Here is a 25,721-nt window from a genome sequence, read left to right on the forward strand (position 1 = left end):
TTTGTGAGGAAACATTGGATGGTCAGAATTTTCCGCAGTACGGCGCTGACCTCATCTTGATTCTTCGATCTAAAACATTGGACTTAAAACACACCCTATCCATAGTGCCATTTTGGCACCACATCCATTTTGTGTCAATATTTGGTGCCAAATTGGCACCATTATGGAAGTTCATACAAAAAAGCTGCTTAGGAAAGGGTGGATGACGAGCGAGTGGGGGAGGGTGGTGATTGGGTGGCACAGCCAACGTTCCACGGGGAGTCGTGCGGGCCTTTGGCCCTTGCGGCGGCCTTCGGCCTTCCTTCACGGCCAGGCGGAGCCTGACCGTTCAGCATCGACTCAGCCAAAGGCTTCGTCTCCGTAGTTAGCCAAATAGGTCGAGCTGTCCGGGCTCCGGGGTATCTTCGCTGGCGGCTGGTTGAATTGGGGGTGCTGGAACCTCGACGGACTGCACGGGCGCCTGGCCAAGTGAGACGGTGGAGTCCGAAACGGTCGGTGCCGGTTCCGGTACAGGGGGGGTGGAGATGGGGTTTCTGGTGGCCGGACGAGCGGGGCGCTTCAGTGAAAAGACAGGCGCGCTGCCCCAGGTCAGCTCAAACGGTAGGCTGTCGGTCGCTGTGAACCGGCTCTGCGGCGGCAGGCCAAGGACATCCAGCAGCTTGCCCGCCAGCGAAAGGGAGGCCTCCAGGTAATCCTCGGCCGTGATCAGAAGCTTGAACTCGGGGCAAATAGCAGCCGATTCTCCGTCGAGCTTGATCAGGCAAACATGAATTGCTCGCCCATCCGGTGATCGCCACAGTTTGTAAGGGCGGTAAATAGACTGCGGTACCTTGTCCAGCCAGGGCCCGATGGGCCCCTCCTGAATGAGTGCGTATCGCTGGCGGGCAGTCGGGCCTTCGCAGATGGGCGTTGTGTTCTGGATGAGTCTTTCGTAACCCTGGCGCCCACATCGGTCGCACTCGCGGTAGGTGAGCTCATAACGGGTACCGGCATCCGTATAGACAGAATTGCGGTGCTTGAGCGTATGACTCCCGCAGGGGCAGGCCATTACAGTCGCCCCCAGGTCTGATGGTCGGCCTCCGTCATTCGCCCTTCCCGTTGCGCTCGCTTATTCTCGATTGCCTCAATTTCAGGCTTGTGGGCTTCACAGGCGTGTTCGTAAAAGCCTTCCGATCGCCAGATGGCCGGGGCTTTAACCCCGGCCGCCCGGCAGAAATCGCATGAGTGTTTCTGGTTCGCTTTCAGTTTGCGCATCTACGTTGCTCCACCTGGAGTGCTCAGGCCGCAGCCCGAGCAAACAAGTCATTCTGGTGGCCAGTGCCAGCCAGGTCATCATAGGTCATTAACCGCCAGCGCCCGGGGCCGGTTCGGATGCAGGTCTTCTGGACAATCTTCCGAATCTGGTGCTTCCAGAATTCGTTACCGGTGTAGGGTCGGTTGCCCTCAATTACCCGGTAAATGTCTTTCAAATCTGCTTCGCCGCCGAGGTCAAGCAACGCCTGTTCCACCACTTCGCCCCACAGGCTGGCCCGGCTCTGATTGCCGATGAACAGAAGTCGGTACCGCTTGGCCAGTTGGTTGACGGCGTGGGTTTCTTCGTACAGAAAGAATCCTACCATGCTGCGAGTGCGTTCTTTGGTGAAGGTCGCGAACATCAGGGGCTTCTGCATCTGCTCGAACATGTTGCGAGGCAGCAATACCTGGTTCAGCGAGAATCGCTCGGACAGGCTTACTACGCTGCTGGCGGTCTGGAAGAAGTACACCGGCAGGATGAAGCCGATCTTTCCGCCGTAATCCATTTCTTCGTACCCGCGCTCCAGGAATCCGTGAATAACCTTGGATTCAAAGGGAGGATTGCCAATGATCGCGGTGGGCCGGAACGGAAGGTCGATGGTGCAGAAGTCGCCGGTCAGAATGTCGCGACCGGAATTGCGGCGGGCTTCGTCAGCCAGCGTGGGGTCGATGTCTACGCCAATGGCCTCTACTTCCCGGGGCAGGGCCATCAGAAAGCGGCCATCTCCGCAGGAGGGTTCAATTACCCGGCTGTGGCGGTCAAGCTCTGGAAAGAACTTCTGTACCAGAAGCTCGGCGGCCCAGGTTGGAGTGAAGTATTGGTTCAGTGATGTGTCGCGTTTCATGGCCTTCCCCTTAGTCCGCCAGCTCGTTGTCAGCCGCCGCTAAGGCGTCGTTAATCTGGATGATGGCCTGCTCGGCGCAATCTGCCTCGTAGTGGCCCTGAGCGATCTGCTCGTCGGTGTACTCGTTCTCTGCCGCGTACCGGTTGAGGAAGTCACGGCGATCAGCGCAGCCCAGCTCGACCATGGCGTTAAGGCCTGCCACGAGCTCAGCATCCAGCGTGAGGGTGATGGTTTGCTTGTTGCTCATTGGGAGAGCTCCTTGTACGTCGAAATCATGTAGTCAAACGGCCCGATGTAGGCGCTATCTGTCCAGTCCACTGCCATGATCTGGTCTGCGTTGTGCTGAATGGTCTCCAGCTGCTCTGTTGTGAGATTGGCGCCGCTTAGGCAATCGGCGGCCGGGTCTTCAAAGTGGTAGAGCAGATTGAACGCCGCGAGATTGTCGATGTAGCTCATGGCTTCGTCGGAGGTCTCGATGCGGTGCTTGATAAAGGGGTTCAGATTTGGGCTCACAATAATTCCCTCGAGTCGTGGTTGCCGCGCGCTGGTCAGAGCCAGCACGCAGGCTTCCCAGTGGGTGTTAGTGGCCCAGATAGATGATCAGGTAGTGATCGGCCAGACTGGTCGCCGGTTCGCCCAGCAGCTCCGACAGGCGGCCCATTTCCGGGCTGTCGATGTCCATGGTCGTCGCATCAACAATGACTTCCTGATCGCCGCACAAGCGGGTATACACGTCGAATTCGCTCTGGATGGCTTCAAGTGTGTCCATGTTGACGCCAATGGATGCGGCTTGAATGTCGGTGTTCATGGTCATAATGGTTTCCTCGCGTTGGCGGTTGCCTTGTTATCGCTGGCGGTTGCCAGCTCAGTTCATAAGGCAAGTATAGGGCGTATCGCCCTATAATGCAAGGATAATCATCGGGTGGAAATGACAAAAGGCCGCAGGTAGGGCCTTTTCTTGCTCATGGCGGGCTTAGACATGATGTGGCCGTCCTCTGGTGTTCAATGGGGGTGCAATAAGGCCGGATACCCGGCCCCGTGTTTCTACCAGTCGAATGTCACAATGCCGTCATAGATCGTCGCATCTTCATCGAACTCAATCAGCCGATACCCGGCTGCTTTGGCCATGCGCAGGACACTGTAGAACGCATCAGAAAAGCCCTGATAGGTGTGCTCCAAAGGCCGGGGTTCCGAAATCTTTGGGTCGTCCGCGTGCAGCTTGACGAAGGCGCCGCTTGGCCGCGCCGCAATCAGAGAGTGCCCCGTTTCAGCCAGCGCACTGAGTCGTTCGGCGTCTTCCTGCATGATGTGAGCGGTGGATACGCCAATGGCCTTGTACTGGTCGTCCGTCTGGATCAGTTCGTTCAGAGTGCCGGGTGTGGTGATCTTGTTCATGGGGTGAGTCTCCTGCTGGATTAGCCTTTGAGGTGTCTGACAATCAGGGAGATCGCCAGTCGGTGGGTGATGAAAGAGAACAGGGCAACCAGGGCGAGGGCTTGGGCAATCTCGGGTTCGTCTGGAATCAAAAAGCCGCAAAGGGTAATTGAGATAACAGTGGTCAGGTTCAAAAGCAGCAAAAAGAGATGCATGAGAAAGCCCTATCTTCGGTTTGGCGGTTGCCGGTATCGCTGGCGGTGGCCAGCTCAATTAATGCGTCAATAGTAGGGCATATAGACCTGCTTGGCAACCGCCAGATCAGATTGTTATTCGATTTCTTTGTACCCCCAGGACAGGTCGTTGAATGCGTACTCTTTGATTTCCTCGTCCCGCTGGTCGGGCGTCATGGCTTCCCAGGTGGCGCGATCAATCTCCACCACGTCCTTGCAGGTCGAATTGATCTTGGATGTTTCAATGAAGTATTCAATGCGTACAACATCGCTCATGAGATGGTCTCCTTTGATCTATCCGGAAGTAATCCGGCCCGAAGGCCGGTGCTGGCTATTGAAGATGATGCTGAGGAATCTGAGCAGAAATCTGCCAGTAAGCCTGGCCGCTAATGTTCTGTGCCTGGAAGTCTCCCGGTACCATGCCCTCGGGCAGCGATTTACCGGACAGCTGCGCGATGGTCTTGTTGAGCGCCTCGTCCTTGGTCAGCTTGTCATGAGCAATCATGATGAAACTGTTGGGGTGTTCGGCTGCCTCGGGCTGATAGGTGATGAGCCAATACCAGTGGTTATTGCCAACTTCGACTTCAGTAGCGGTTTGGTCGTGACCGTCAATCATGGGCTTCCAGCCGTGCTTGCCAATCATCATGTAATTGCCGCCATAGGCATTGTCGTGCGGTTCATCGCAGGTGTATGCGACACCACACGTGATCACCTGGTCACTGTCCAGCGCCTTCAGAATAAGGTGTGCAGTCGTAAACAGGTCGTCTTCAACATCATCACCCCAGAGGGCAATGCCTGTGTCCTTAACTTTCCACTCGAAAGAAAAGCCGTCCCTCTCTTCCTCAAAAATGTCAGCAGCAGCCGCGACCATCAGTGCTTGCTGAAACTCCGGCCAATCTCGCGTACTTTCGTGGGCTTTGGTGCCAGTCAGTGTGGGCGCGATGAGCCAGTTCGGGCATTCGGTTTCAATGAAATCCAGTGCAGCAGCTGCATATCGGGCCCGCTCGGTGTCACATTCGATGGTCAGGTGAGCTTTGGTGTAATAGTGGCTCATGTCGTGTTGTCCTCGGGTGGTGCGTACCAGGTGGCTGCGGGCCTGGCCCGCAGTTCTCGGTGTTGTTTGCGATTACGCCGGATTTACCAGCAGCGTGTGCCGGATTTCATAGGCTTCAATAGCCATCGGGGATGTGTCAGCAAGGCAACCCTCGTTAATACCGTACTCCCCAATGATATGGTGCAGACTTTGGCTCAGGGCTTCCTCGACCTCGGCTGCCGTCATTTCCCTCGGGTCATGCTGATTAAAGCTGTAATCGTTGGGCTCTACGTCCAGTGTGATCAGGAATCCAATGGACATTCGCTCAGGTGACGATTGGCCGGCCTCGTTGCTCGCAGCGAGCAATCGTTCCTTTGCCTCTGCAAGTGTTGCCTGGGCGAGCTTAATCTCGTTGTTGATCGCCTCAATGTCCTCGGTGCTGAATCCATCTGCCTCCCGGCACTCACCGATGTAGGTGCTCCGATCGTCAATGCCGTGTTCGGCCATACTCATTAGTGCAGCCAGCTGGTTTTCAGAGAGGGATAGCGTGATCGTCTTGCTCATTTCGGTTTCCTCGCGTTGGCGGTTGCCTTGGTATCGCTGGCGGTGGCCAGCTCAATTTAGGGGCCTATGATAGGGCTATGCGCCCTACTTGGTCAAGCGGCCTTTGTATTGCTGTCGGAAGGCACTTGTCGCACCGCTGATAACAGGGCATCACGCAGGGCCGGGTAATGCGCGGCTACCCAGGAAACTTTGGTATTCAGGCAGTATTCCTTGGTCAGCTCAATCAGTTGCTGATAGATGCCTTCGGATGTGCTGGCGGACTCATGGCACAGGTCAAAGAACTCGGGGGTTGGTTCGTCCTCGGCACGGGCTTCCTCGCTAACCTTGTCCATCCAGTGTTCATCGGCTCTGGGCCCACCGTGAATGTCGTACAGGCCACCATCGGCGGGGTGCTCATAGCAAATGTGACTCAGCCATTGTTCGCGGCCATCCTCGGATTCCCGCATGATGAGCCAAAAGGTGCCCGGGCCGTGTCCGATGGCCAGTGCTACATCCGCCAGCAGTGCGGCAAAGACACCGCATCCTCCGGAGGTAAAGAACTCTGTACCGTACTTGTCCCGACAAAACGCCATGGTCAGTTCAACCTCAGTGGGAAGATTCTGTGCTGTGTTCATGATTCAAGCTCCAGCGTAAACCCCTTTTTGCTTGGAAGGGGGAGGGTGTATTGGTATTGGTGGTGCGAACTGGGCTGGCGGTACCGGCCAGCGCCTCGAGGGGAGTCGTGCGGGCCTTTGGCCCTTGCAGCGGCCTCCGGCCTTTCTTCACGGCCAGGCAGAGCCTGACCGTTCAGCATCGACTCAGCCACAGGCTTCGTCTCAGTGGGTTGTCCAGCTGCGCTCGATGGGCATGAACTCACACTGGAAGGTGGCCATCATTAGAGCCGCAAACTGGCTTGTGGTCAGATCGGCGTCGTCGATCTGGGCCTGAACGTCCTCTGGCAGTTTGATGTGCTCCACCAGTTCAAAGGCAGCGTCATCCCCCAGCCATTCTTCGGTCATGCGCCAGAGGATGGCAGCGACGAAAGATGGGTTACGGAAGGCCGTTAGGGCTGCGTCGGGGCTGGGAAATTGCAGTGGGACGCGCCAGGTGTGGGTAAAGTGAGGTGCAATGAAAGCCTTGAAGGAAGCGTCGTCCTTGCCGGAAATGAAATACCAAGGGTCAATCGCGTGCCCTTCAGTGCTGGCAAGAAGGCGGCGGCCAAGGCACTTATCGGTGGACAGTGGTGTGGGCTGTGCTTTTTTCATGTGAGTTGTCCTCGGGTGGCGGTTGCCTTATAGGGCTGGCGGTTGCCAGCCGTTCAATAACTGTGTGCGTCAGAACCAGTCTGTTTCGCAGGTGCCGGTGGCGGCCAGTTCCGCCCGGGTTAGGCCACTGAAACGGCCGGTTGGTTGTGCCAGGCGTTCGGCGCGCCGGTCACGCAGGTGACGGGCTTTCAGATAATGCAGTACACGGCTGGCTTTGGCTTCGAGGTGTTCCGGGTAGTCAAAGATCTTGGCGCGGATTCTGCGCAGGGCCAATTTGCTCTTGGGGTACTTTGGAGTGAAATTCGTCATGGTTGTTGCTCCACTGGTGGCGGTTGCCGGTATCGCTGGCGGTGGCCAGCTCAATTCACAATGCCAGTATAGGTCATAAAGCCCTATCTGTAAAGATGGTCTCCCGTCCTGCCCCGGGATTATCGGTACTGCAACACGATCGGTACCATGACGATGTGCAACTGATTAATTGGATAGCCCCGGGTTAGATGCCTGGGGCGTGTCGAAGCTGCTCAACATCAATCTCGAAGGTGTCCCCTTCATGATCGTGGTAATCCTCATGCCGGACACGGCAGCGGATTTGTCCTTCTGGCTTGTCCAGTGTTTTGCAGGAGAGGATTTCGCCGGTACCCAGCGGGGTAATGACGCGCTCGCCCACCTGGTAGGTTTGTCTGACGCGGGTTTTCATGGAAGCCTCCATTCAGTCTAGGGGCTGGCGGATAGTCCGGAAGAAGGAATCTGCTATCCGCCAGCGAGCTCTCTATTCGCTTTTTTCCTGCCAGCTTAGTATTTTGTCCTTGGCCCTCTGCAAGTACAGGTTCTCCAGTGTGGTTCTGTAGCGTTGCCTGGCGGCCGCCTCGTTGTCGCTTTCATTCGCTTGTTGAGGTTGGGATAGTTTCTCCAGCTGGGGCTCCAGCTCCGCCCACCCTTTACGCAACGCTACGACGTCCCATGCCATATGGCGTGGCAAGACCTCGCAATCTTTAACCTGGTTGGCCGCCTCGTCGCGCTCTTGTTTGTTCCGGGATAGAACCATTTTGACGATCTGCTTAATGTGAATGCTGCCGCACATCTGATCGGCGGCAACCGGTTTCATGTCCAGATTCACAAGTCCATTGGCTCCATTCGTATCCGCTAATGTTGCGTGCGGTAGACAGATCAGGAGTAGGGCAGTTAGCGCGTGTTTCATGCGAAAGTACCTGTCAATCCAAGTTCTGTAGTTCATGGGCAATTATGCGCCATAACAGGGTGATAGTTCACGACTGTAGACCTCCAGGGCATCGCCTGGTGCTTTCGAGCAGCGCACAACGTCACCCGATACAGCCTCGAAGGTCACGATAGATTCTTGCTCGGTGTCCGGGTCGCGCCAGATCAGATTTTTGCCTTGCTCGACGGTGCCCACCTCCACGCATTCGGCGTCAAGTTCGGATGTCGTTGTGCTGAACTCCATATCCTCCGCCAGCCTCAAGGCTTGTTCTTCAGCTTCTTCCGCACAGGTGGCCACAACCTCCACAAATTTCTCTGAGCTGTAGGCCGTGCGGGTGATGCCAACACGGTAGTTCCGCAGAGTGGATTCCTCATTCTTCGTAGTGACGGGCTCCATGGCGTTAGCACTGGCCCCGCTAACCCGTTCGATCATTTCGTCAAGAACGCGGGCATCATTGGCATTGGGCCACAGTGGACCTGCGTTGTTATAGCTGGCGTCCCGGGCGGCATGGGAAACGAATGTCTGTTCAATCTGATGGTGGGCGAGCTCGACATAGAAGCTCGCGGGAGCCTCGCCGCCCAGGTATTCGATGGCGCCAGCCTCCAGAGCTGGATCGGCAATCAGGGCTTCGTTCGCCACCAGGTAGATGGTGCGAGAATCACGCGGGATAAAGGCACTGCAAGGCATGTCCTGTTGCTGGGCCCATGCGTACGCCTTCACCAGCGCGTCCATGGTGAGGTAGCCAGAACTTGTCAGCAGGATAGGCCAGTCACTCGGTACCGGGTCGGCAAACTCGCATTCGATCTCCCCGCAAGGCGTGATGGTAATGGTGTTCTCTTTCAGGTCGCCATGTTCGGTTTCGCAATTCAGGTGATGCACGGCTACGTCTGCCTTCAGGATCCGGGCCGCCTGGTATAGATGTGCCAGATGCGCCATGTGATCGCGATTGAGTGCGATGGCAATAGTGGAGAATGAGGCATCCCCCTGGTTGTTGGTTTCGATGGCGTGCAGGTGCAATGTGAGCTCGGTCATTTCTGTGTCCTCAGTCGGTGGGTACCGGAAAGCTGCGGGCCTGGCCCGCAGCGCGATCGTGTGATTTCAGTTGGTCAACTGATAGAAGGCTTGTGAATAGCCTGTGGCGTCGGCGATTTGCTTGCCGTCTCTCAACAGATCGTGGTACCGATCAACAAGTGTTTCGGCCAAGTCCTGGAATCGAGGGGATTCCGCGATCTGCTGGATGATGATCATCAGGGTCAATGCGGTAACGACAATGCCTGCCAGTTCGGCAGAGAGCGTTTCGTTGCCGTAGCCGTCATAGGTGGTCATAGAAACCGTTTGGTCATTACCTGGCACCTTGGGGTAGGCAAACGGCTGGCCGGTCTGGGTAGTGGCATACTCCCAGTATCCCGAGCCCAGCTGCTTGTAGGTGCCTTCGCGGCCTCCCATGCCGGTGATCGTACGTTCTGCGTTGTCGTAGAGGCGGCTTTCAAAGCGCAGGAGTAGCGGGCCCAGATATTTTGGAAGAAAGCCCATTCGTTCGTCGCCCGGGATCACGCGAATAAAGTCTGAGATCTGTGGGGTTTTATCCAGTGTTTGCATGGTAGTTCCTCGCGTTGGCGTCTGCCTTGTGGTCGCCGGCCGGGGCCAGCTCAGTTTATAAGGCAATAATAGGGCGTAACGCCCTATTCTGTCAAGCGCGAGGATGCGAATGGCAGTTCAGGCGCATTGCTCCAGGGACGAGCGCCATTGGTCACAGCCAATATTGGTGCAACCCTCAAACTCGTGCGGATTGTATTGCCAGTGAATCCGCCCGCAGCTCGGACAGTTCATTCGAGTTTTGCTGGACGGCTTGCGCCTCCGGTACCGCTTGATGTGTTCGGGCGTAATCAGGCCTGCCGCTTGAATCATCCGGCGACGATCAATCTTGTTGACGGCGAACGTTCTCCGTTTGGCTGCGTTGGCGACGGAGTAGGGTAGCCATACCAGGTTGTCCTGGTTGTCCGGGTGTTCGGAGATAGCCGCCAGCAGGAAGTTCGTGGTAAACGCACCAGTATCGGTGAGCCAGTACACATCGTTTCCGTCCCATCGCTGTCTCTGGAAGGCGACGTACCGGGAGCATCCGGTCGCAATCTCGGTGTCGCAAGGAATGTATTGGCAATCCACATGGTAGATGCCCAGAGCATCAACCTTGTCAGCGCACAGGGGGAGGTCAAAAGAACGCCCACTGTTCCATTCAGATTGGGCTTCCTCGCGAGAATAGCTGCGAGCCTTGTCAATATCGGAGGTGTACCCCGAAAGCCCGTGAAAGCTAACGTTGGTACCCACCGTGTCCCGCAAACAAGCGAGATAGAAACGATCGGATTTCATGGGCTCTCCCTGTAGTCACGTTTGTTCGTCAGATTCTTGCTGAAGGCGCGCAAGTAATCGGGCAATGCTGGCCTTGGCGTTGTTGGCGTCCCCGGCTCCATTGAAGTCCCGGGCGTCGAGTCGGCGCTGCTCTATGGATGTCAACTCCCAGAGCATGCTTTCCAGTCGCTCCGCGTCAGAGGATGCTGTGTCGCCTGGGATTTGGGCTTTATCGAGCTCGCCTGGCGTTAGGTTGAGAGCAGTCTCGATTTCCCGTGTGATCTTTTCACCCAACCCTCGGTGGTCGTGAATCCACTGGTTAACCTGTGACGGCGATTTGCCAACGGCGCGGCCGAAGTGTGCCTGGTTGCCGCCAAAGTCCTCGCGAATGATGCGTTCGACGTTGGCTTTTCGCCGCTCGTGGGTCAGGCTGGTTTTTTTACTCATGACGGATATTTTCCTTGCTGTGTGGCTGGCGGTGTTACCCGCCAGCCAACGATACCACTGATTACGCCGATTCGTGGCTTCCAACATTCTTCATGAATGCCGCCATGTCTGCATAGCTTTGTCCGCGATCGGAGGCTGTATCAATCACAATGGTGCTACCCGGGTTGCCGGAGGCAGTGATGATGGAATCTCGACGATCAAGGTCGCTCATGGCTTGCAGCAGCAGCTCTGGGGAAAGATCGGGGAGCGCCTTCCGGAATTGGGTGATCGCGCTGACCATTTCTTCGGTAAATGCCTTCTTCGCCTCACCGGCAGCCCGGGTGCGCAGTCGCAGGGATTCTGACGCGGCTTTTGCCAGCGCGGTTTCTTCCAGGAAGATAGCTTTGCTGAGATCTTCGGCCGCTTCCGCCCGGCGCCGGTTCTCGATGCGTTTGTTGGAGGCTTCCTCCATGCTGGTTTCGAGCCGGGGATCCTCAACAATTACTTTAAGGCACGTCCAGCCATGCTCGGCATACACGTCATTCAGGGAGGTTTTGACTTCTCTTTCGATCCGCTCACGATCTGTGTAAACCTCATCGAGCGTCATGGACGGCACAACGCGTTTTACCGCTTCGCTCATGGAAGCCCTGATTTGCTCGGTCGGGCTGTTCATGTTGAAGATGGCCTCTTTAACCTTTTTGGGTGAAATCTCCATCACGGCTTTCACTTCCAGATTGAAGAAAGCTTCTTCAGACGAGCGTGCTCGATTGTCTACGGTTAGCATTCGCTGAGACAGGTCGATTGGCTTCGACACGCTCTGGAATGGCCATGGAAATTTGAAGTACAGGCCAGCTTCGGTGATGGTTCGTGTCACCGATGCGCCGGTCCAGGATTGCACGAGTCGGGCTTCTCGCGGAGAAACGAGAAAGATGCACGAGAACAAAATGGGTAGGACGAAGATAAGTGCGATGACTGTCAGTACGCCGTAGACGATTGCTTCTACTGTCATGGCTTTGGTTTCCTTTTGTGGGATTTGCAGGGGCTTTAATGATCGCGAGGCGAACGTTTGTCTGTTCAATTCGGTTGCGCTGGGTTTACAGGGGCTGGTTCGGAGCTGGTGGTGCTCTACTGGCTTCTGTCATTTGTCGTTCCTCGGTGTGGCTGTTGCCGGTATTGCTGGCGGTGGCCAGCTTGATTTCATATATCTAGTGTAGGTCTCAGAGACCTATTTAGTCAACCGCTTTTTCTATGTTTTGGGTAGCTAGTGTGAGGGTTTGTGCTGGCGGATTGATGATCCGCCAGCTGTCTTCCTACGTCACACGGGTAGTTACAGCGTGGGAGCGGAGCTCATTTCTTCGATCAAATCTTCAAGGCGTGCATTTACCAAGGCATCACCCTTGAGCAGTTCTTCTTCGTTGTTGCCGGACGTGTTGTAGATGACCTCTTCCGGACTATTCCCGTACATCATGTGGATAGCAAACCGGCCGCCGTCGGGCGTCTTGAAGCCGATGCTTCCTCCGTCGGCGGCCATAACCCAGTTCAGCACCGGGTTCAAGTCCTTGCTGGATAGTGCTTCATCCAGGTCGGCTTTCTCCATGCGTTCTTCGCTGTCGTGGGCATAGCTGATGGTGTATCCCTTCTCCTGCAAAAAGAGGGTGACTTCTTCGATTACTTTGCGCTCTTGTTCGCGACTCATGGTGATCTCCTGATCAATGGGACTGAATATGACCAGGATATAGGGACGGCTTATAAAGGGAATGGGGTAGACCGTGATTAGAGTTCGGTTAATCGGACAACATGGACGGCTAGCTTTTCCGGGCAGGGAGGCCGAGTCTATTCGGCGACCTCCGAATCAGCTGGATGTCGTTGGCTTGTACTCGAGTTCATCGAGGAACTTGAGCCTTTGTCGGACGAGTTCCCGATACCGGTCCTTCATTTCATCAGGCATGTAGGAGTCGTGAATCGCGGCTGGGGCAAGCTTGGCCACCTTCCGGAGCAGCTGAGTAATGCGTTTCTTTACTGCCGGTTCCAAAAGCCCGGCACGGACACCGAGTTCGATGAAGTCAGAGCCCGAATAAAACCCGTTCCCCATGTCTCTGTAATAGCTCGGCATCGCGTCCCGGTCTTCAAAGAACGGAAGCGCCATCGGATTCTCCGAGGGAGAGCTGTAAAGACTTGATGCCAGGACATCGTAGCAGGGGGTCAGGCGAAACATTGGTTCGTGATAGAAGCTGATGTTTTTCAGATGGTGGTCATCGTTGCCGACGACGTAGCTGAACACGAGGCGTAGCAGCAATTCCATGGCCACTGCCATGCCGGCTTCTTCGCTGACAAGGTGCAGGACTTTCTCGTAGCTTGCCGCTGTATATTTGCTGGCGGATTCCGCATTTGAGATTCCCAGGGCTTGCATTGCGTCTTCCTGGTGAATCTTGGCTCCGGTTTCAAAATCTCGATCGTATCTCCGGATGATGAATACCAGGTGATCGTCTTTCAGTTTCAGGAGTCCGCACGGCGGTACCGCAAACCCAATGCGATCCATGAGTGTGAGTGTGGCATGCTCATTCTCCGCCACATGTTCATATTCCTCGGGCGAGGGCTTCATGATGAATTGGCCATTGCTGTCCACCAGCTTGAGCTTGTGATCCTCAATGGCCATCTGGCATTTCATCTGTACGCCACTGATGGAAAAGCCCTGAGTTTGTCTGGGCATTGCAGATACAAGATCTTTCCGGCTCTCCGGAAGATTCAGATCAATATCCCGGTCGCCAAAAAGTCGTTCGAGGCATTTTTTGTGGTAGCCAGTGTGATCTTTCTCTGGCAAACCTTTAAGGCAAATCAAGCAATTCAATGGTGATGGCTCCAGGTAAATCGTCTCCGTTGTGAACCAGCAAAGCAAAATCGTCGTCAGGGTCGATTCGTTGCTCCCGGGATTGAACCCGCTTGAGCCAGCCCTCGCTGACCAGGCCGCTGAAGTATGCCGGCAAGCCTTCGGATTCGTATGGCTCTTGCCGCAACGGTAAACTTTTGCTCAGGGCAGGCTGGCCCAGCGTCAGATAGTGGCAGTCGTACTGGAAGGTCACCGTGGATCCTTGTCGCTCCAGTATGCCGGCCGGTTGTCCGTTCATCTTGACTATGGCTTTCATTTCAGCTCAATCCACAGCCGGAAGTTCAAGACTTTGCCAATCCCTGTGAGGGTTGTGATCGTCGGATTCCCGGTACCGTTTTCCAACCCTCGGTAGGTATTCGGTGCAAGCCCCGCAAGATCTGATATATCAGGTACGCTCAGCCCGAGGCTCTCTCGCCGAGTCGTCAGAACTTCCTGCAAGTCGGAAATTGGCCGTAGATCCGGTTCATCGGAAGCTTCGACTTGTGCAGCCAGTTGTTGTAGTGCGGCGATTTCTTTCTGTATCGCGGACAGTACGCCTTGCTTCGTTTTCATGGAATATCCTGTTCGGCAATATACTGAACTGTCTCAGAGTGGAACGTGGTGATGCTCAGTATAATGCTCGCTATTGGTCATTGCGTCAATAAATGTACGGACGCAATCTCAAAATGACGTTTCCGGCACTATATTGCCTCTTTCGGCATTTTAAGCCCGCGAAGTCGTCAAATGCTGGCTGCTGACGGGTTCGTGGTGTGGGGTGTTCCCTGGCGGGGAGTGGTTGTGATGGTGCTCTGAATGCGGCAAGGCCTTCCGTGGCCATGTGCCCATTCAGATCATTATGCGGCTCTTGAGGCAGCCTTCGTCCGGAATCGCTTGGCTTGCTGAATGATGCCTTGGAGAGTTCGCTGTCCGTTCCAGCGGTTCACCGTCAACCGGTAGTCAGCCGCAATGATGTCCCCCGCCTCGAAGGGGAGGCTGTCCCTGTTCGTCATTGAGTTAAACCAGACCATTTCAATGCCCTGACCACCAATGCGTGCGTCTTGCAGTGTCAGCTTGAGGTGTGGCCCCTTCATCTGGCGAATGCCAGCTACGAGAAAGGCTTGCCGAAACGTTGGTTCGGGAAACATTTGACCCCAAGGCTGCTGCTCAATCCATTCCGCCAGCTCCATGCTCCAGCTGTCTGCCGGCAACTCACCGTCAATCCATGACCGATTTTCAAGAGGGCTCAAAGTTAGTAGGTGAGCTACGGCTTTCGCAAAGGAGGCTCGAAAGATGTCAAGGTCATCCCTATGGAGGGAGAGTCCGGCTGCCCGGGCATGACCGCCAAACTGCATGCGCAATTCCGGATTCCAGGTGGCAACCAGTGCCAGGGCATCCCGGAGATGAACATTGTCTGAGCGACCTGAACCTTTCAGCGTTTCGGTGGCGGAATCTACTGCTTCGGCTGTCGGGTCGCCGTCTGGGGAAAAACAAATGACAGCGCCTCGGGTCTGCTCTTTGATTTTGGATGCCGTCAATCCCACTACGCCGGGATGCCACTTGTCATTGTGCAAGACGACGGCAGGCATATCCTTGAGCTTTCCCGCCATAGCCCCCAGCTTCTCCATCAGCATGCGCTCCGCCTGGTCACTCATAGTGCGTTGAATGCTCTTCCTCTCATTGTTGGCCTTGTCGCATTTCTCGGCTTCAAGTTGCGCGATCGTCCAGCTCTCCGCCAGCAAGCACTCAATGCCGGCCGTGGGTTCTTCAAGGCGACCAATAGCATTGATCCTCGGGACAACCTTGAATGCCAGGTCGGTGCTGGTAATGGGGAGTTCGGCCCCCGCTTTTTCGAGTAAGGCTCGCACACCCATGGAGAGCAGTCCTGCTTTGTGCGCCTCCCGGGGAGACATAGTCATCCCCTTGTTGATGCGATCCAGTCCAATCTTCACCAATAGCCGGTTGTTCGCGTCCATGGGTACCACGTCTCCAATGGTCGCCACGGCAACCAGATCCGCCAACTGAATCAGCTTCACTTTGGAAACGGCAGATTTCCGTTCCTGGGTGGGGGCAAGCTCAATCAGTGCACGGCGCACCAGGAGCAAAAGATAGAAGGCTACGCCGCACCCGCACAATGCCTTGGATGGAAAGCTGCAGTCCTCTCGGTTGGGGTTCACGACCGCAAAGGCTGCAGGCAGCGTTTCGCCAGGTTGATGATGATCTGTAATGATGGTTGTCGGAGCGCTTGGCCAGCTCTTCATTTGATGAACCGCGGACTGGGAGCTGATGCCGTTGTCAATGGTGATGACAATGGCCGGATCCAGTGGACGGATCGCATCTTCCGCCAGCTCCGGTTTTAATCCATAGCCGTATTTGAATCTATCCGGAATGACATAATGCAAATCCGAGGGCTCGCCAAGTGCCGTGGCAAGCATTCGGAGTCCTCGAATGAACAGAGCTCCACCGGTTGCGCCGTCAGCGTCAAAGTCGGAAACAATCACCATGCGCTGGCGGTGCAGAAGCCCCTTTGCAAGCCGGTTGGCTGCTTTCTCGCCATCGGCAAGCAGTTCGGGTTTGATCAGGTTGGCTGGATGGTAGATCTCGGGAAAGGGTGCGCCCCGATTCTCGATGATCCGCCGCTGGATTTCTTTCAGGGAGCTTGGCATACCGGTTCCTCCGCAGCTATACAATTATCACATAGTATACAATATAGCACGAATCAAGAGCACAAGCACAGATTCATCCGTGTCGTTTTTGATCTGCCCAGTAGACCGAAATTGCCTTGCCGATCTTTGGTATCAAGCGTTGTGACTCGAACGTGGTAGTGCTTCACAGTTGTCAGAAGCCATCCTATATTTTTGGTCTCCATATTTTGATTATTTCGGATCTTCTCGCGGAGGTGCGAGACGGAACGTGGCCAATTATTGCCAATCACCAGTGGTAAAATTATTTCATGGTTTAACCACTCTTACTGATTTCTACTTCTCCAAGATGATTGCAGCACCGATGAGAAAATCCTTTGTAGCGCGCCCCAATACCAACCCCTTTAATGGGCCCGTGTTCTGGTGCTGGGAATACCGGGCCTTTCTGACGTTGAGTACACCGCTGGCGGTTCTCAAGCGTCACGGAGAACGATTGTTCCCTTCTGCTCAGAGCGAGCACCAGATTCCCGTGCTGACAGACTCCGAAATGGATTACGCCGCCTGGGAAATCACCGAAATCGCCTCCCATGAAATTGGCCTCCAGCAACCCTATATATGGGGCAGTCATGACCTGGCAATGGACGTTCCGGAAGGGGCATGCCTTCCAGAGCGGTATTACACCTTCCTTGTTAGGTTCCGGGGCATCATTGAAAGTATTGGTGCGCCCTCCCACAAGCGCGAGGCGCTCAAGGCCTGGCTGGAGCGTGAAGTCTGGAATGACATTCTGGTGTGCTGGGGCGGCATTGCTGGCTTCCTTGATCGCGTCTTCCCAAGTTTCCTTCTCTATATCCAGGACCAGGGAATATCACCCAAGGTGATCTCTGCTCTCCGGGAGGTGGGGATTTGCTCCCAGAACGAGCTTGCCAGAACATCCGATGCAGAATTGCTGTCAATTCCAGGTGTGGGACCGTCCATTTCCTCGAAGTTGCGCTCGTACCAGATCGAAGACCACTCCATTGAGTCTACCGACCCCTATCTCCAGATGATTCGCTAATGTGCACGATCAAACTTTCCCAAGCCCAGCGCCGAGCCATCATTGCGATCGCTCGGATGGGCGCCCTCAAGAAACACGATGAGTCCGACTTCTACTTTTCAGGAGAGGCTGGTCTTGCTTGTCGCGGGGCAACCGTGCGCGCGCTGCTCGATAAAGAGCTGATTCACTGGTCAGAAGCAGAATCAGGCTGGATTCTGTCAAAAGCTGGCGAAGCTCAAGCCGAGCTTCTGGGCTGTCGGCTCACCTTGGTTGGCGGGCGAACCAGGAAGTCTCTTCAGTACAACCTATCCCAATCTGAAATGGACAGCGCGCTCTCGCCCTCTGTGCCCATATTTCTTGTGCGCAGCTGACCGAGGCATTCTCATGCCACATCGCGGGCGTCTTTGAAGTCCGGCTCAAGAATTACCTTGCCTTTCCATAGCCGGTAGTCTTTGTGAATTGCGCGAAGCCCTAACTGCAGTTTGTCGGCTGTCACTATTCTCTTTTCAAGCAGCCAGCCAATGTCGCTGGCCCAGACAACATCATCCCAGCGCTTTCGCATGCCTCGGTTCTTTGTGATGGCCGACTGAACCTGTTGGGCTGTCCAGCCATTGTGCTCCGCCAACCTGGCAATCCCTTTGTGAAACTCGGATTTACGTGCTTCCCGGGGCAGGTGGCTGCATGGGTGCGCATCACTCAGACTGAACAGGCTCAGGCAATCATTGCAGACGGCCGTAAGCCCAATCAGTTCCCGAATGCCTTTCTTGACGGCCGGGTTGGCGTGCGGGAGGTAGTTCCAGGTGGCCATCAGTCGTGGCGCGATTCGACGACCATTGCGATTGCGGTGGTCCGCCCCGCAGACCTGGCAGCGGCCTCCATACAAGCTGTGAATTCGACCAAGGATAAAGGAGTACGTTTGATTGCTCAGGCAGTCCTGTAGCAAGTTCGTGCTGGCCCGGGCCGGCGTGGGTGTCATCTTGATCGATATCGGCTTTGCCCGGTATCGCCAGGGAAGGGCGCCATTCACCTCCGCAATGGAGCGCGCCTGATCAATGTTGTCTACCTCAATGGCAATGCTTGTATACCGGCGCCCATCTGGGGCAGCGGCTTCCTTCACCAAGGATGGATAGCTATGACGAAGATGGGCAGCTCGATTCTTTGATACAGGCAGAAATATCATTGCGTTAGGGCGGCTCAAATGAGGTTGGATCAGGCCTCTTATCTTACCTTCTGGAAACCCCGTTTTTGCGCGCTGAACAAGCTTTCATTACGAATGCGTTTCAGGCACCCAATAACCCCCATGCGCGCACCATTGACCATTGATCAAGATTTCCCGGATCCAAACTGGGCGGCCGGATTCCTGACTTATCGGCTGACGAACTCTATGGTGTGAGCTATCCGGCATCAGGGGATCCGAGGACAACGCCGAATTCGCCAAGCCGTCAGGCACAGTCTCATGCAGATCGCCAAATAGACCCAATTGTTGGCCTTGCTCATTCAAGGGTGGTCTCTCCACCATTCAGAGCTTTCTCCAGACCACGACCGCTATCCTTAAACTCTTGCAGGGTATCCCGCACTGCCATGGCAGCTTCTTCACTTGCTCGGGCCAACGGGTATCTCATTGCGCGATCCCGATAAACGTCACCCTGGGCATACCAGCGCAAATTCACAGTGGTCGTGTGACCCATCGCGGCAGCTACCTCCTTCTCGCTCCGGCCTTCACGCAGAGCCTCAACGGCGTACATCTTTCGTGCAGAGGATAGCTCCAGTGAGGCAAGGGCGTCTTCGTCCTGCGGCGTTTCAACAGCGTAACGTCCGAGCCGACGCAACCCCGTAGAAAGATGGCCCAGCTGAGGATTAGTTAGCCCGCCAGCCAAAGTAATGGCCGACTCGATCATATCCAGCTGAGGTGCGCTGAATCCGCTTAACAAAAGCATCCGCTCACGGGATTCATCACTCTTGCCTTTGGCTGTCTGGACAATCATATGCGGACCTCTGGCACCCGGCATGGTGGAGGCCTCTCGAACCAAGCGGGCAGACTTCCATTCATCGGGGCGAAGTCCGGTCATGAGCGTTGCGTTAAAGATCACAATCGCCTTACGCATTGTCGGGGTAATCCCATTTGCCCTGGATAGCGCTGACTGCATCTTCTTCAGGAAGTGTTCCGTGATCAGGCGCGATACAGCAGCCTTCTCTGACTTGTTGGCAACCGTGTTTCTCGTCTCAAGGAGGAACCGCTCGGCCTCCCTTTCAAGCGTGCTCAACTCGGGATGCTTGGAGGCCATCGATTTTAGTCTTCGGAATTCCCAGCGCCGAGTCTTTCTGCTGGCCTCTCTGTTTTTGTTTTCTAGCCACCCGACAAACGCCTTCTGGACTTCAGGCACTTCCATGAGGGCCTCGGTGTAACGCTCGGAGACAAAACTTTGCATGAGCTGCCGGCATCTTGCCTCTTCTTGGTCCAGATTTATCTCAGACAATGGGGGATTCAGGGGAACTTGGATTTTCATTTTGTCTCCACTTTGATTCGATCAACGCCTATACGATAGCGGTTATGTATTCTCATCGATACACGTAAGTATTACCACGAAAAGTTAATAGCTTAATCCTTATTTTCTATATGACTTTGTCTTATTGAAACTCGTGAGAAATAATTAACGATTATCTCATATTGTACTCCATGCTGCGCCATCCTGTTCTCCGCTTTTTATTTCGCCTTTCTGGCGCCATGATGGGCGCTGGAATCATCGCCTGATGATGTTCACCCTGCTATCGCAATCCATGACTTCTTCCGGCATCACCAGGCGTAAAGGTGATATTGGGCCGCAGTGGGTCTTGCTGGCCCCTAGAGGCCAGCTTGGCCAGCTTGGCCAGCTAGGCCATATGTGGCCATAGTGGGCCAGAAGGGCCCGCTATGGCCCTTTCTGGCCCAGCTTGTGGATAATGTGTGGATCTCCTTGTATATCAGTGGTATGTGGAGTTTGCGGCTGAGGTTTTGGCGGGGCGTGGAAGTGTGTCCACTACAGTTTGCTCTGCAATCTAAGTGGTAGAATGGTATCCATTGTGTTGAATGTCTTGTTTCACTGCAGAGGACGAATGGACGAATGAATTTCCCGAAACTTGCGAAGGCTGGCTCAGTGGTGCTCGTGACTGGAGTGTTGATGGCTGGCTGCTCAACGAAAACAGCTCGTGTTGAGGTCGATCCAGCGGTAGTCAAGCTGTCTGAGGCCGCGAATGAGATCTCTCACGCGTACCGAATTCTCTCTTACTCTGAGTCGGCCAGGCTGTCCGACAATGGGGCGGCCAATCCATTGAAGTATGAGCTGAGCAATTTTCCAAAGGCCTGGCATGCTCAGTATGCATTGGAGGATGACTACTACGGCGAGCTTGAGCCTTTTATTCGAGGCCTAGCTAAGCTCGTAGGCACTGGCGAGCCGCAAGTTGTGGGCCCTCGTCCGATACTTCCGATTGCCATATCCATTAACCGAGCCAGCAAACCCTTGGCGGAATTCCTGGTGGATGCTTCGTATCAAGCTGGCGCAAGAGCCAAGGTCGTTCTGGATAGCAAGAACAAACTCAAAATCATCTATCCCAACTAAGCGCGGATTGGAGCGGTTTGATGGACGCACCAGACATTTCTACTTGGATTGAGGCTCAGAACCCTCCGGCACTGGTTCAGGTTGTGGAGCTTCGGTCAGATAATTTCGAGTCTTTGCCCGCACGCGCTGCCTCGGAGGGAGGCGAGTCAGTCGCTGAAGATCTTGCCAGTGGCAAATTCCGCCTACGTGCCATTAAGGACGCCGGTATTGCTATGGGGGCCCAAACAGCACTTGCCTGGCGCTACGAGCAGCTGCTGGAGTTTACCAAGTCGCAAGAGGGCACCCTTGATCGAATTGCAAGTTTTGCCCCTTTTGTTGTCGATGAGTACCTTCTGCTGCCCTCTATAACCGAAACGCGTGATCGATTTGATCTTTCAGCAGACCAGAAAGAGATTCGCACAATGCGCGTTCAATACATCATGGATCAGCCGCCGAGGGCAGTCACCCAACCGCCAACATGGCGCGATTATCTTTGGCGCGAATATCCCTATCCGGAACCCCCGCACCCAGCGCTTCTTCCTAAAAATCCGGAAGAAGAAGCTGTGTGGGAAGCTGCTGTGGAAGAAGGGTGGCAATCAGGATTGGAGCAGGCCCAGCTTTCGTGGGAGAACAACCTCAATCGATTGGTTCGAGATATTCGGGGCCGGGTCACTTATCGGGTCTTGGAGTCGCGAAAGATTGTTCAGCGCCCGGTCATGGTTGGAAGCACACCTACGATTACTGTTTCTGCTGACGGTCGCACCCTCAATGCAGGGGACCAAGTTTATTCGATAACTGTGCCGATGGAGTTTACACCTGATACCAATTGGAAGCCTTTGTGGCGTCAGGTCGATACGAATGGGCCAAGGTTTCAGCTTTTAGATCGCGGTAGACCTGTTGGGGAGCCGAGCTTCAAGGTGCTTAGCAGTCATCAAGGTGAATAGGAGATTGTAGTGTCAGATTTGTCAGAATCTCAGGTAATTGATGGGATCCCGGAAATAGATGATGACCATCCGTTCACTCTGACGAAGTTCGATCAGGCGCTGATAGCCCTGTATGAGTGGGGCGTGGATGATGTCATTCTCCAGGATGCAGAAACCCTTGCTGTTAAGCGAAATGGGCGATTGATCTCAGTAGGTCGACGACCCTTAGAACTGGATACGGTTCAGAATATCTTGAATGAAATGTTCAAGATCAGTGCAAGCTCCACATTGCAGCAAGGTATTGATCATAATTTCACTTACCCAGTGAAAAAGGACCGGAAGACTACCTACCGTTTTCGTGTCAATGGAACTGCGACAATGGGGATGCATGGTGCTCCCCTGGGTATTGATCTGACTATGCGTTCTATTAGTCAGATTCCTCCGACGCTTGAAGATCTTCAGGTTCCCCAGGATCTTGCAGAAGCTCTGTTTGTGCGCAATGGCATTGTCATCATTGGTGGTGAAACGGGCTCGGGTAAAACCACATTGCTCGGCGCCACCGTTCGGAAAGCGCTCACAGATCCTATGGGCAAACGAATTCTGTCCTACGAGAGTCCAATCGAGTTCGATTTCCGCGCGATACCGGGTCGAACGGGGCGAATCGCTCAGTCGGATGTGTATGTCAATCTCAAGGATTATGCACATGCTACGGCTAATGCACTTCGTCGGAATCCGGACATCATTCTTCTCGGTGAGGCTCGAGATGCTGAGACCATTAGAGGCGCTGTTCAGAACGCAGAAACGGGGCATACGGTATACACCACTGTGCACGTTAACTCAGTAGGTGAAATGCTGACTCGTATGGCCGGGAACTTCGGCCCTCAGGAGCGTGGGCGGGCACTCTCAGGCCTGATAGGTTCCTCGCGTGTTCTGCTCTACCAGGAGTTGGTGCCAACAGTGGATGGTCGACGCTGTGCAGCACGGGAATACCTGTTGATGGATGACGCAATCCGCAGCGAACTCTATCAAGCAGAAGGCGATCAGGTTGCCCGTGTTCTGACTCAACTTGTTCGAGAGAAAGGCCGTCCGCTCTTTGCCGACATACAGATGCATTTTGATGCTGGGCGAATTTCCGAACAGATTTATCGCCGGTATCAGGCGGAGTTTGGGCAATGAAGCTTCCGCCATTAGTGTCCGCCGAGGGAGCCCCGATTATTTGGGCCCATAAAACGCAGCGTGCAACCGTCATGGGGTTTGCAGGCCTTACCGGGGTGCTGCCCTTTGCGCTGCTCTTAATTTTTCCTTATGCGCCTGTGTTCAAGCTTGTGCTGCTGAACCTGGCGCTAGATATCTACCGAACTCGTAAGCGCGCATCCCGTTGGGGCGACCTCTTACGTCGATATCGGTACACCATCACGGCAGGCTACTGGCGGACTCAAAGTCGCCATCGTCTCCGCCAAACCATGAGAGCCTGGGATAACTTCAAGGGCCAGTATCATTAATGAAAGAGGACGCCAGTATGAGCGCAAAGAATGTTCTGAATGTTGCCGATGACAACGGCTATTACTCTCACAAGCTGGCCTGGTTCAGCGAGCAGGGCAAAATCAAAACCCATAAGTACGCAAGCATCATCGGTACCGGCCAGGAGGTTCAGACCAGCCTCGATGGCGGACGCGTCGATATGTATGAATCGGATTCCAATCATTACGTCTGTAACGAGTCTGTCCAGAACCCCATCGCCATTCGAGACCAAGATTACGGACTGTCCGCCGAGAATCGCGTTCTGGTCAACCATGGCTTGGTTAAAGCAGGGCTTCAAGGTAAGCGTATCCGCTTGGCAACGGCACTTCCGATGCGGGATTACTATCTCCGGGATGGCCGCAAGAATGATGATCTCATTCGTGCTCAGTCCGAAAACATGAAAAAAACCGTCAACATGATCATTAGCGATGATAAAGAGCCAGAATTGGTTGCAGAAATCATCGAAAGTCGCGTTCTTTCAGAAGGTGTTGCGGCTATGATCGACTTCCTGATTGCGGATGACGGACAGGAGGCTTTACCGCTCAGTGACATTCATGCCCCGATGGCGGCACTGGACTTTGGTGGCAGCACATTCGATGTTGTCACAATGACCCCAGAGCTGAACATTATTCAGGACAGCTCCGGCACTCTGCAACGTGGAACCCTGGATATTAAGGAAAGCTTCAAAGATTTGCTGGCGGATCGCCTTCGTAGCGAAGGTGTGGCCATCTCTAAGGTTGCTCCTTGGATGGTCGAGGCGGGTTTTAATAAAGGCTACGTGCGTATGCAAGTTAAAGGCGGGATGAAGAATATCGAAGTGAAAGATATTCTGAAGAAGGCTGCCGAGCCTGTTGTTGGCGAAATCAAGAAATTCGTATCTTCTAAGCTGAAGGATTTGACGGGCTATCAATTCATTTTGCTTGTCGGTGGTGGCGCTCTGCTTTGTCGGGAGCTGTTTAAGGACTGGGAAGACAAGTATGGGCTCATTGTTCGTGATGAGTTTGCTAATGCCCGAGGCATGTTGAAATACATGACTTGGGTAAAGCCCACTAACTGAGTTCACACCGCGGCGAAATAGGAAGTATTAGGAATGGCCAGGCAATCCAGAACCATGAAGCGGGTCCGCATCTATCTTGATAGTGCGGATCCCGATCAGGCGCTCATTCTCCAGCATTTTGAAGCTATGGAAGAGTTGAGCACATTTGATCGCAATCAGTGGTTCGTGAATGCGCTTCGGGATTACCAGGCCAAGCTGACCACCCCTGGGTATAAAGCAGACTCCCTTTCTGAACTGCGTCATCAAATGATGGCGCATTTTCTAAAAGGGCGAACTGTCTCGGTTGATGATTTGATACCTTCACCTCAATCCATGCCCACTCATAGCGCTCCATCCTCGCCGGCTGGGTCAAGCGATCACCCTATAGCTGAGGTTGGTCAGAGAGAGCCTGTTACTGCAGTTCGGGAGGCCGCAACTGTGGCCAGCGCAGACTCGGCTTCCGCGACATCCGCGGGAATCGATGGGTTGGAAGATGAAAACGACGGTATTGAACAGGAAGAAAGTCAACCAGCCGATTCCCCGTTGCGTAGTCGGCTGGCGTCACTAATGTAAAACCTGCTTCTAGGCGCCTAACGGCCAACTGCTGTGCCTTCGGCAGCCTCGGTCTTGCGACCTCTCTTCACGCATCAACAGAACGTTTCGCGTTCAGCTATTGGCTCAGAGTGACTTCTTCGCCAAAGAAAAAGCCCGGAACTTGCCGGGCTTGAGGGGGTATTAATTTCCCTGTCTACTTTTGGAAGAGGTTGCCATATTTAGCGATCTTAGGACCCATTATGGCGTTACGGTACGTTTGGTCCCATGTTTCCTCGTTAACGGCATAGGCTTTTAGCACCGGGATATCAACCCCGTACGCAGATTGCCGCAGATAGAACTCTGCAGCGTCCTTGCCTTGTGCCTGCAGGGCGGCGTTATATAGCTGCGCCTGTTTCTTGTACCAGATGAACTGCGTGCCACCGAACCGAACATTGCCGCCAGTCAGAACATAGGTTAATGCGAACCGTATCAACCGAAGTCCATCCCATAGCAGTAGGGCGGGTCCAAAGGTGATCGGGTATATTAGCATCAGCACGGTAGAAAAATAGAAGGCAGTTTTGCCGCTATAGCCGTGACATTGGGTGAGCATCTTCCATGGAGTGCTGAACACTGGGAATATGCGCGTCAGCATTTTGGCCCGCACGAACCAGCAATATTGTTGCGTGACATAAAATGTCATTCCAACCCAGAACACAAAGGCGAGGAATACGCCCAGCGCCATAAACCAGCCGGAGTCGTTAGTGTGTGCCCAGGACATTAGTTCATAGGATCCCTTAACCCCAAGCCCCCAAACCACCAGTGCAACCCAGAAGTCACGTATGTGGGCGAAGACGTTGATGAGATCCTGTGCTGCCTGGTTGGTTCTTAGTCCGTGGCCGGTATTAGCGAGAGGATCGCTCACGGCCTCACCAACGGCTATGGTGCCGAGGAATGCTGCTGTGTTGTCTATATTTCCATTCATGGTGAAGCCCTCAAATTAACCATCCTTGGTTAATAATA

General features: G+C 54.4%; 37 protein-coding genes. 8 read left to right on the forward strand and 29 right to left on the reverse strand.

All coding sequences use genetic code 11. From position 1 onward, the window contains the following. Positions 1-364: 364 nt before the first annotated feature. The 26 genes from ACSSVV_RS08035 to ACSSVV_RS08160 all read right to left on the reverse strand — a co-directional run bounded on the left by ACSSVV_RS08035 (position 365) and on the right by ACSSVV_RS08160 (position 16,103). Positions 365-1,048, reverse strand: coding sequence for a hypothetical protein (locus tag ACSSVV_RS08035; RefSeq protein ID WP_454105973.1), 684 nt, complete (start codon positions 1,046-1,048; stop codon positions 365-367). Continuing rightward, positions 1,048-1,254, reverse strand: coding sequence for a hypothetical protein (locus tag ACSSVV_RS08040; RefSeq protein WP_454105975.1), 207 nt, complete (start codon positions 1,252-1,254; stop codon positions 1,048-1,050). Before ACSSVV_RS08040 ends, ACSSVV_RS08035 begins: the two co-directional genes overlap by 1 nt. A 23-nt stretch (positions 1,255-1,277) precedes the next feature. Beyond that, positions 1,278-2,138 (reverse strand): class I SAM-dependent methyltransferase, encoded by an 861-nt coding sequence (locus tag ACSSVV_RS08045; RefSeq protein WP_454105976.1) that lies wholly within the window; start codon positions 2,136-2,138, stop codon positions 1,278-1,280. Positions 2,139-2,148: 10 nt separating this feature from the next. Continuing rightward, positions 2,149-2,385 carry a hypothetical protein gene (locus tag ACSSVV_RS08050; RefSeq protein ID WP_454105977.1) on the reverse strand — a complete coding sequence of 79 codons (237 nt, stop codon included), beginning with the start codon at positions 2,383-2,385 and terminating at the stop codon, positions 2,149-2,151. Beyond that, a complete protein-coding gene (locus tag ACSSVV_RS08055; protein WP_454105978.1) occupies positions 2,382-2,651 on the reverse strand; it encodes a hypothetical protein in 270 nt (89 codons plus the stop codon). Before ACSSVV_RS08055 ends, ACSSVV_RS08050 begins: the two co-directional genes overlap by 4 nt. Positions 2,652-2,718: 67 nt before the next feature. Continuing rightward, positions 2,719-2,952, reverse strand: a complete 234-nt coding sequence (locus tag ACSSVV_RS08060) for a hypothetical protein (RefSeq protein WP_454105980.1) — start codon at positions 2,950-2,952, stop codon at positions 2,719-2,721. A gap of 230 nt (positions 2,953-3,182) precedes the next feature. Beyond that, entirely contained in the window at positions 3,183-3,533 is a 351-nt protein-coding gene (locus tag ACSSVV_RS08065; RefSeq protein ID WP_454105981.1) for a DUF5983 family protein, read from the reverse strand. Between the two features lie 20 nt (positions 3,534-3,553). After that, positions 3,554-3,727, reverse strand: coding sequence for a hypothetical protein (locus ACSSVV_RS08070; protein WP_454105982.1), 174 nt, complete (start codon positions 3,725-3,727; stop codon positions 3,554-3,556). Between the two features lie 114 nt (positions 3,728-3,841). Next, positions 3,842-4,021: a DUF7167 family protein gene (locus tag ACSSVV_RS08075; protein WP_454105984.1), complete on the reverse strand. Its 180-nt coding sequence runs from the start codon at positions 4,019-4,021 to the stop codon at positions 3,842-3,844. 55 nt (positions 4,022-4,076) lie between these two features. Beyond that, positions 4,077-4,799, reverse strand: a complete 723-nt coding sequence (locus ACSSVV_RS08080; RefSeq protein ID WP_454105986.1) for a hypothetical protein — start codon at positions 4,797-4,799, stop codon at positions 4,077-4,079. 72 nt (positions 4,800-4,871) lie between these two features. Then, positions 4,872-5,342 carry a hypothetical protein gene (locus ACSSVV_RS08085; protein WP_454105987.1) on the reverse strand — a complete coding sequence of 157 codons (471 nt, stop codon included), beginning with the start codon at positions 5,340-5,342 and terminating at the stop codon, positions 4,872-4,874. Between the two features lie 92 nt (positions 5,343-5,434). Beyond that, positions 5,435-5,956 (reverse strand): hypothetical protein, encoded by a 522-nt coding sequence (locus ACSSVV_RS08090; RefSeq protein ID WP_454105988.1) that lies wholly within the window; start codon positions 5,954-5,956, stop codon positions 5,435-5,437. A 201-nt stretch (positions 5,957-6,157) separates the two neighbouring features. After that, positions 6,158-6,586, reverse strand: a complete 429-nt coding sequence (locus ACSSVV_RS08095) for a hypothetical protein (RefSeq protein WP_454105990.1) — start codon at positions 6,584-6,586, stop codon at positions 6,158-6,160. 69 nt (positions 6,587-6,655) lie between these two features. Further along, positions 6,656-6,895 carry a hypothetical protein gene (locus ACSSVV_RS08100; protein ID WP_454105991.1) on the reverse strand — a complete coding sequence of 80 codons (240 nt, stop codon included), beginning with the start codon at positions 6,893-6,895 and terminating at the stop codon, positions 6,656-6,658. Positions 6,896-7,079: 184 nt separating this feature from the next. Then, on the reverse strand, positions 7,080-7,283 hold the full coding sequence (locus ACSSVV_RS08105; protein WP_454105993.1) for a hypothetical protein: 204 nt from the start codon (positions 7,281-7,283) through the stop codon (positions 7,080-7,082). A gap of 72 nt (positions 7,284-7,355) precedes the next feature. Then, the gene (locus tag ACSSVV_RS08110) at positions 7,356-7,703 is read right to left on the reverse strand and encodes a hypothetical protein (protein ID WP_454105995.1); all 348 of its coding nucleotides are present in this window, start codon (positions 7,701-7,703) and stop codon (positions 7,356-7,358) included. A 123-nt stretch (positions 7,704-7,826) separates the two neighbouring features. Next, positions 7,827-8,834, reverse strand: a complete 1,008-nt coding sequence (locus tag ACSSVV_RS08115) for a hypothetical protein (protein ID WP_454105996.1) — start codon at positions 8,832-8,834, stop codon at positions 7,827-7,829. A gap of 66 nt (positions 8,835-8,900) precedes the next feature. Continuing rightward, on the reverse strand, positions 8,901-9,401 hold the full coding sequence (locus ACSSVV_RS08120) for an antirestriction protein (protein ID WP_454105998.1): 501 nt from the start codon (positions 9,399-9,401) through the stop codon (positions 8,901-8,903). A 117-nt stretch (positions 9,402-9,518) separates the two neighbouring features. Next, entirely contained in the window at positions 9,519-10,169 is a 651-nt protein-coding gene (locus ACSSVV_RS08125; RefSeq protein ID WP_454105999.1) for a hypothetical protein, read from the reverse strand. A 15-nt stretch (positions 10,170-10,184) separates the two neighbouring features. Beyond that, positions 10,185-10,595, reverse strand: a complete 411-nt coding sequence (locus ACSSVV_RS08130) for a hypothetical protein (RefSeq protein ID WP_454106000.1) — start codon at positions 10,593-10,595, stop codon at positions 10,185-10,187. Between the two features lie 61 nt (positions 10,596-10,656). Continuing rightward, positions 10,657-11,583 carry an SPFH domain-containing protein gene (locus tag ACSSVV_RS08135; RefSeq protein ID WP_454106002.1) on the reverse strand — a complete coding sequence of 309 codons (927 nt, stop codon included), beginning with the start codon at positions 11,581-11,583 and terminating at the stop codon, positions 10,657-10,659. 318 nt (positions 11,584-11,901) lie between these two features. Then, on the reverse strand, positions 11,902-12,270 hold the full coding sequence (locus ACSSVV_RS08140; protein ID WP_454106003.1) for a hypothetical protein: 369 nt from the start codon (positions 12,268-12,270) through the stop codon (positions 11,902-11,904). Between the two features lie 156 nt (positions 12,271-12,426). Further along, positions 12,427-13,284, reverse strand: coding sequence for a type II toxin-antitoxin system HipA family toxin (locus ACSSVV_RS08145; protein ID WP_454106004.1), 858 nt, complete (start codon positions 13,282-13,284; stop codon positions 12,427-12,429). Between the two features lie 115 nt (positions 13,285-13,399). After that, positions 13,400-13,717, reverse strand: a complete 318-nt coding sequence (locus ACSSVV_RS08150) for a HipA N-terminal domain-containing protein (RefSeq protein ID WP_454106006.1) — start codon at positions 13,715-13,717, stop codon at positions 13,400-13,402. Next, positions 13,714-14,013, reverse strand: coding sequence for a helix-turn-helix domain-containing protein (locus ACSSVV_RS08155; protein ID WP_454106008.1), 300 nt, complete (start codon positions 14,011-14,013; stop codon positions 13,714-13,716). The genes ACSSVV_RS08150 and ACSSVV_RS08155 overlap by 4 nt, the downstream gene beginning before the upstream one ends. A 281-nt stretch (positions 14,014-14,294) precedes the next feature. Beyond that, entirely contained in the window at positions 14,295-16,103 is a 1,809-nt protein-coding gene (locus ACSSVV_RS08160; protein WP_454106009.1) for a single-stranded-DNA-specific exonuclease RecJ, read from the reverse strand. A gap of 340 nt (positions 16,104-16,443) precedes the next feature. Here ACSSVV_RS08160 and ACSSVV_RS08165 point away from each other — a divergent pair, with 340 nt between their 5' ends. Both ACSSVV_RS08165 and ACSSVV_RS08170 read left to right on the forward strand, forming a co-directional pair. Then, positions 16,444-17,133 carry a helix-hairpin-helix domain-containing protein gene (locus ACSSVV_RS08165; RefSeq protein ID WP_454106011.1) on the forward strand — a complete coding sequence of 230 codons (690 nt, stop codon included), beginning with the start codon at positions 16,444-16,446 and terminating at the stop codon, positions 17,131-17,133. Next, positions 17,133-17,483, forward strand: coding sequence for a hypothetical protein (locus tag ACSSVV_RS08170; protein ID WP_454106012.1), 351 nt, complete (start codon positions 17,133-17,135; stop codon positions 17,481-17,483). Before ACSSVV_RS08165 ends, ACSSVV_RS08170 begins: the two co-directional genes overlap by 1 nt. 11 nt (positions 17,484-17,494) lie before the next feature. Here ACSSVV_RS08170 and ACSSVV_RS08175 read toward each other — a convergent pair whose 3' ends face one another. After that, entirely contained in the window at positions 17,495-18,232 is a 738-nt protein-coding gene (locus ACSSVV_RS08175) for a hypothetical protein (RefSeq protein WP_454106014.1), read from the reverse strand. A gap of 373 nt (positions 18,233-18,605) precedes the next feature. After that, entirely contained in the window at positions 18,606-19,619 is a 1,014-nt protein-coding gene (locus ACSSVV_RS08180; RefSeq protein WP_454106015.1) for a hypothetical protein, read from the reverse strand. Positions 19,620-20,213: 594 nt separating this feature from the next. On the opposite strand from ACSSVV_RS08180, the gene ACSSVV_RS08185 reads away from it, so the two are divergent. Genes ACSSVV_RS08185 through ACSSVV_RS08210 form a run of 6 tightly spaced genes read left to right on the forward strand, consistent with a single transcriptional unit; the run spans position 20,214 to position 24,740 of the window. Further along, positions 20,214-20,708, forward strand: a complete 495-nt coding sequence (locus ACSSVV_RS08185; RefSeq protein WP_454106016.1) for a DotD/TraH family lipoprotein — start codon at positions 20,214-20,216, stop codon at positions 20,706-20,708. Positions 20,709-20,728: 20 nt separating this feature from the next. Next, entirely contained in the window at positions 20,729-21,631 is a 903-nt protein-coding gene (locus ACSSVV_RS08190) for a type IV secretory system conjugative DNA transfer family protein (protein ID WP_454106017.1), read from the forward strand. Positions 21,632-21,640: 9 nt separating this feature from the next. Then, positions 21,641-22,786, forward strand: coding sequence for a type IV pilus twitching motility protein PilT (locus ACSSVV_RS08195; RefSeq protein WP_454106019.1), 1,146 nt, complete (start codon positions 21,641-21,643; stop codon positions 22,784-22,786). After that, positions 22,783-23,112: a hypothetical protein gene (locus tag ACSSVV_RS08200; protein ID WP_454106020.1), complete on the forward strand. Its 330-nt coding sequence runs from the start codon at positions 22,783-22,785 to the stop codon at positions 23,110-23,112. Before ACSSVV_RS08195 ends, ACSSVV_RS08200 begins: the two co-directional genes overlap by 4 nt. Positions 23,113-23,129: 17 nt before the next feature. Then, positions 23,130-24,188 carry a plasmid segregation protein ParM domain-containing protein gene (parM, locus tag ACSSVV_RS08205; protein ID WP_454106021.1) on the forward strand — a complete coding sequence of 353 codons (1,059 nt, stop codon included), beginning with the start codon at positions 23,130-23,132 and terminating at the stop codon, positions 24,186-24,188. 33 nt (positions 24,189-24,221) lie between these two features. Beyond that, positions 24,222-24,740 carry a hypothetical protein gene (locus ACSSVV_RS08210; protein WP_454106022.1) on the forward strand — a complete coding sequence of 173 codons (519 nt, stop codon included), beginning with the start codon at positions 24,222-24,224 and terminating at the stop codon, positions 24,738-24,740. Positions 24,741-24,915: 175 nt separating this feature from the next. Here ACSSVV_RS08210 and ACSSVV_RS08215 read toward each other — a convergent pair whose 3' ends face one another. Continuing rightward, positions 24,916-25,683: a hypothetical protein gene (locus ACSSVV_RS08215; RefSeq protein WP_454106024.1), complete on the reverse strand. Its 768-nt coding sequence runs from the start codon at positions 25,681-25,683 to the stop codon at positions 24,916-24,918. Between the last annotated feature and the right edge of the window lie 38 nt (positions 25,684-25,721).

The sequence above is a fragment of the Marinobacter sp. MBR-105 genome, assembly GCF_053628895.1.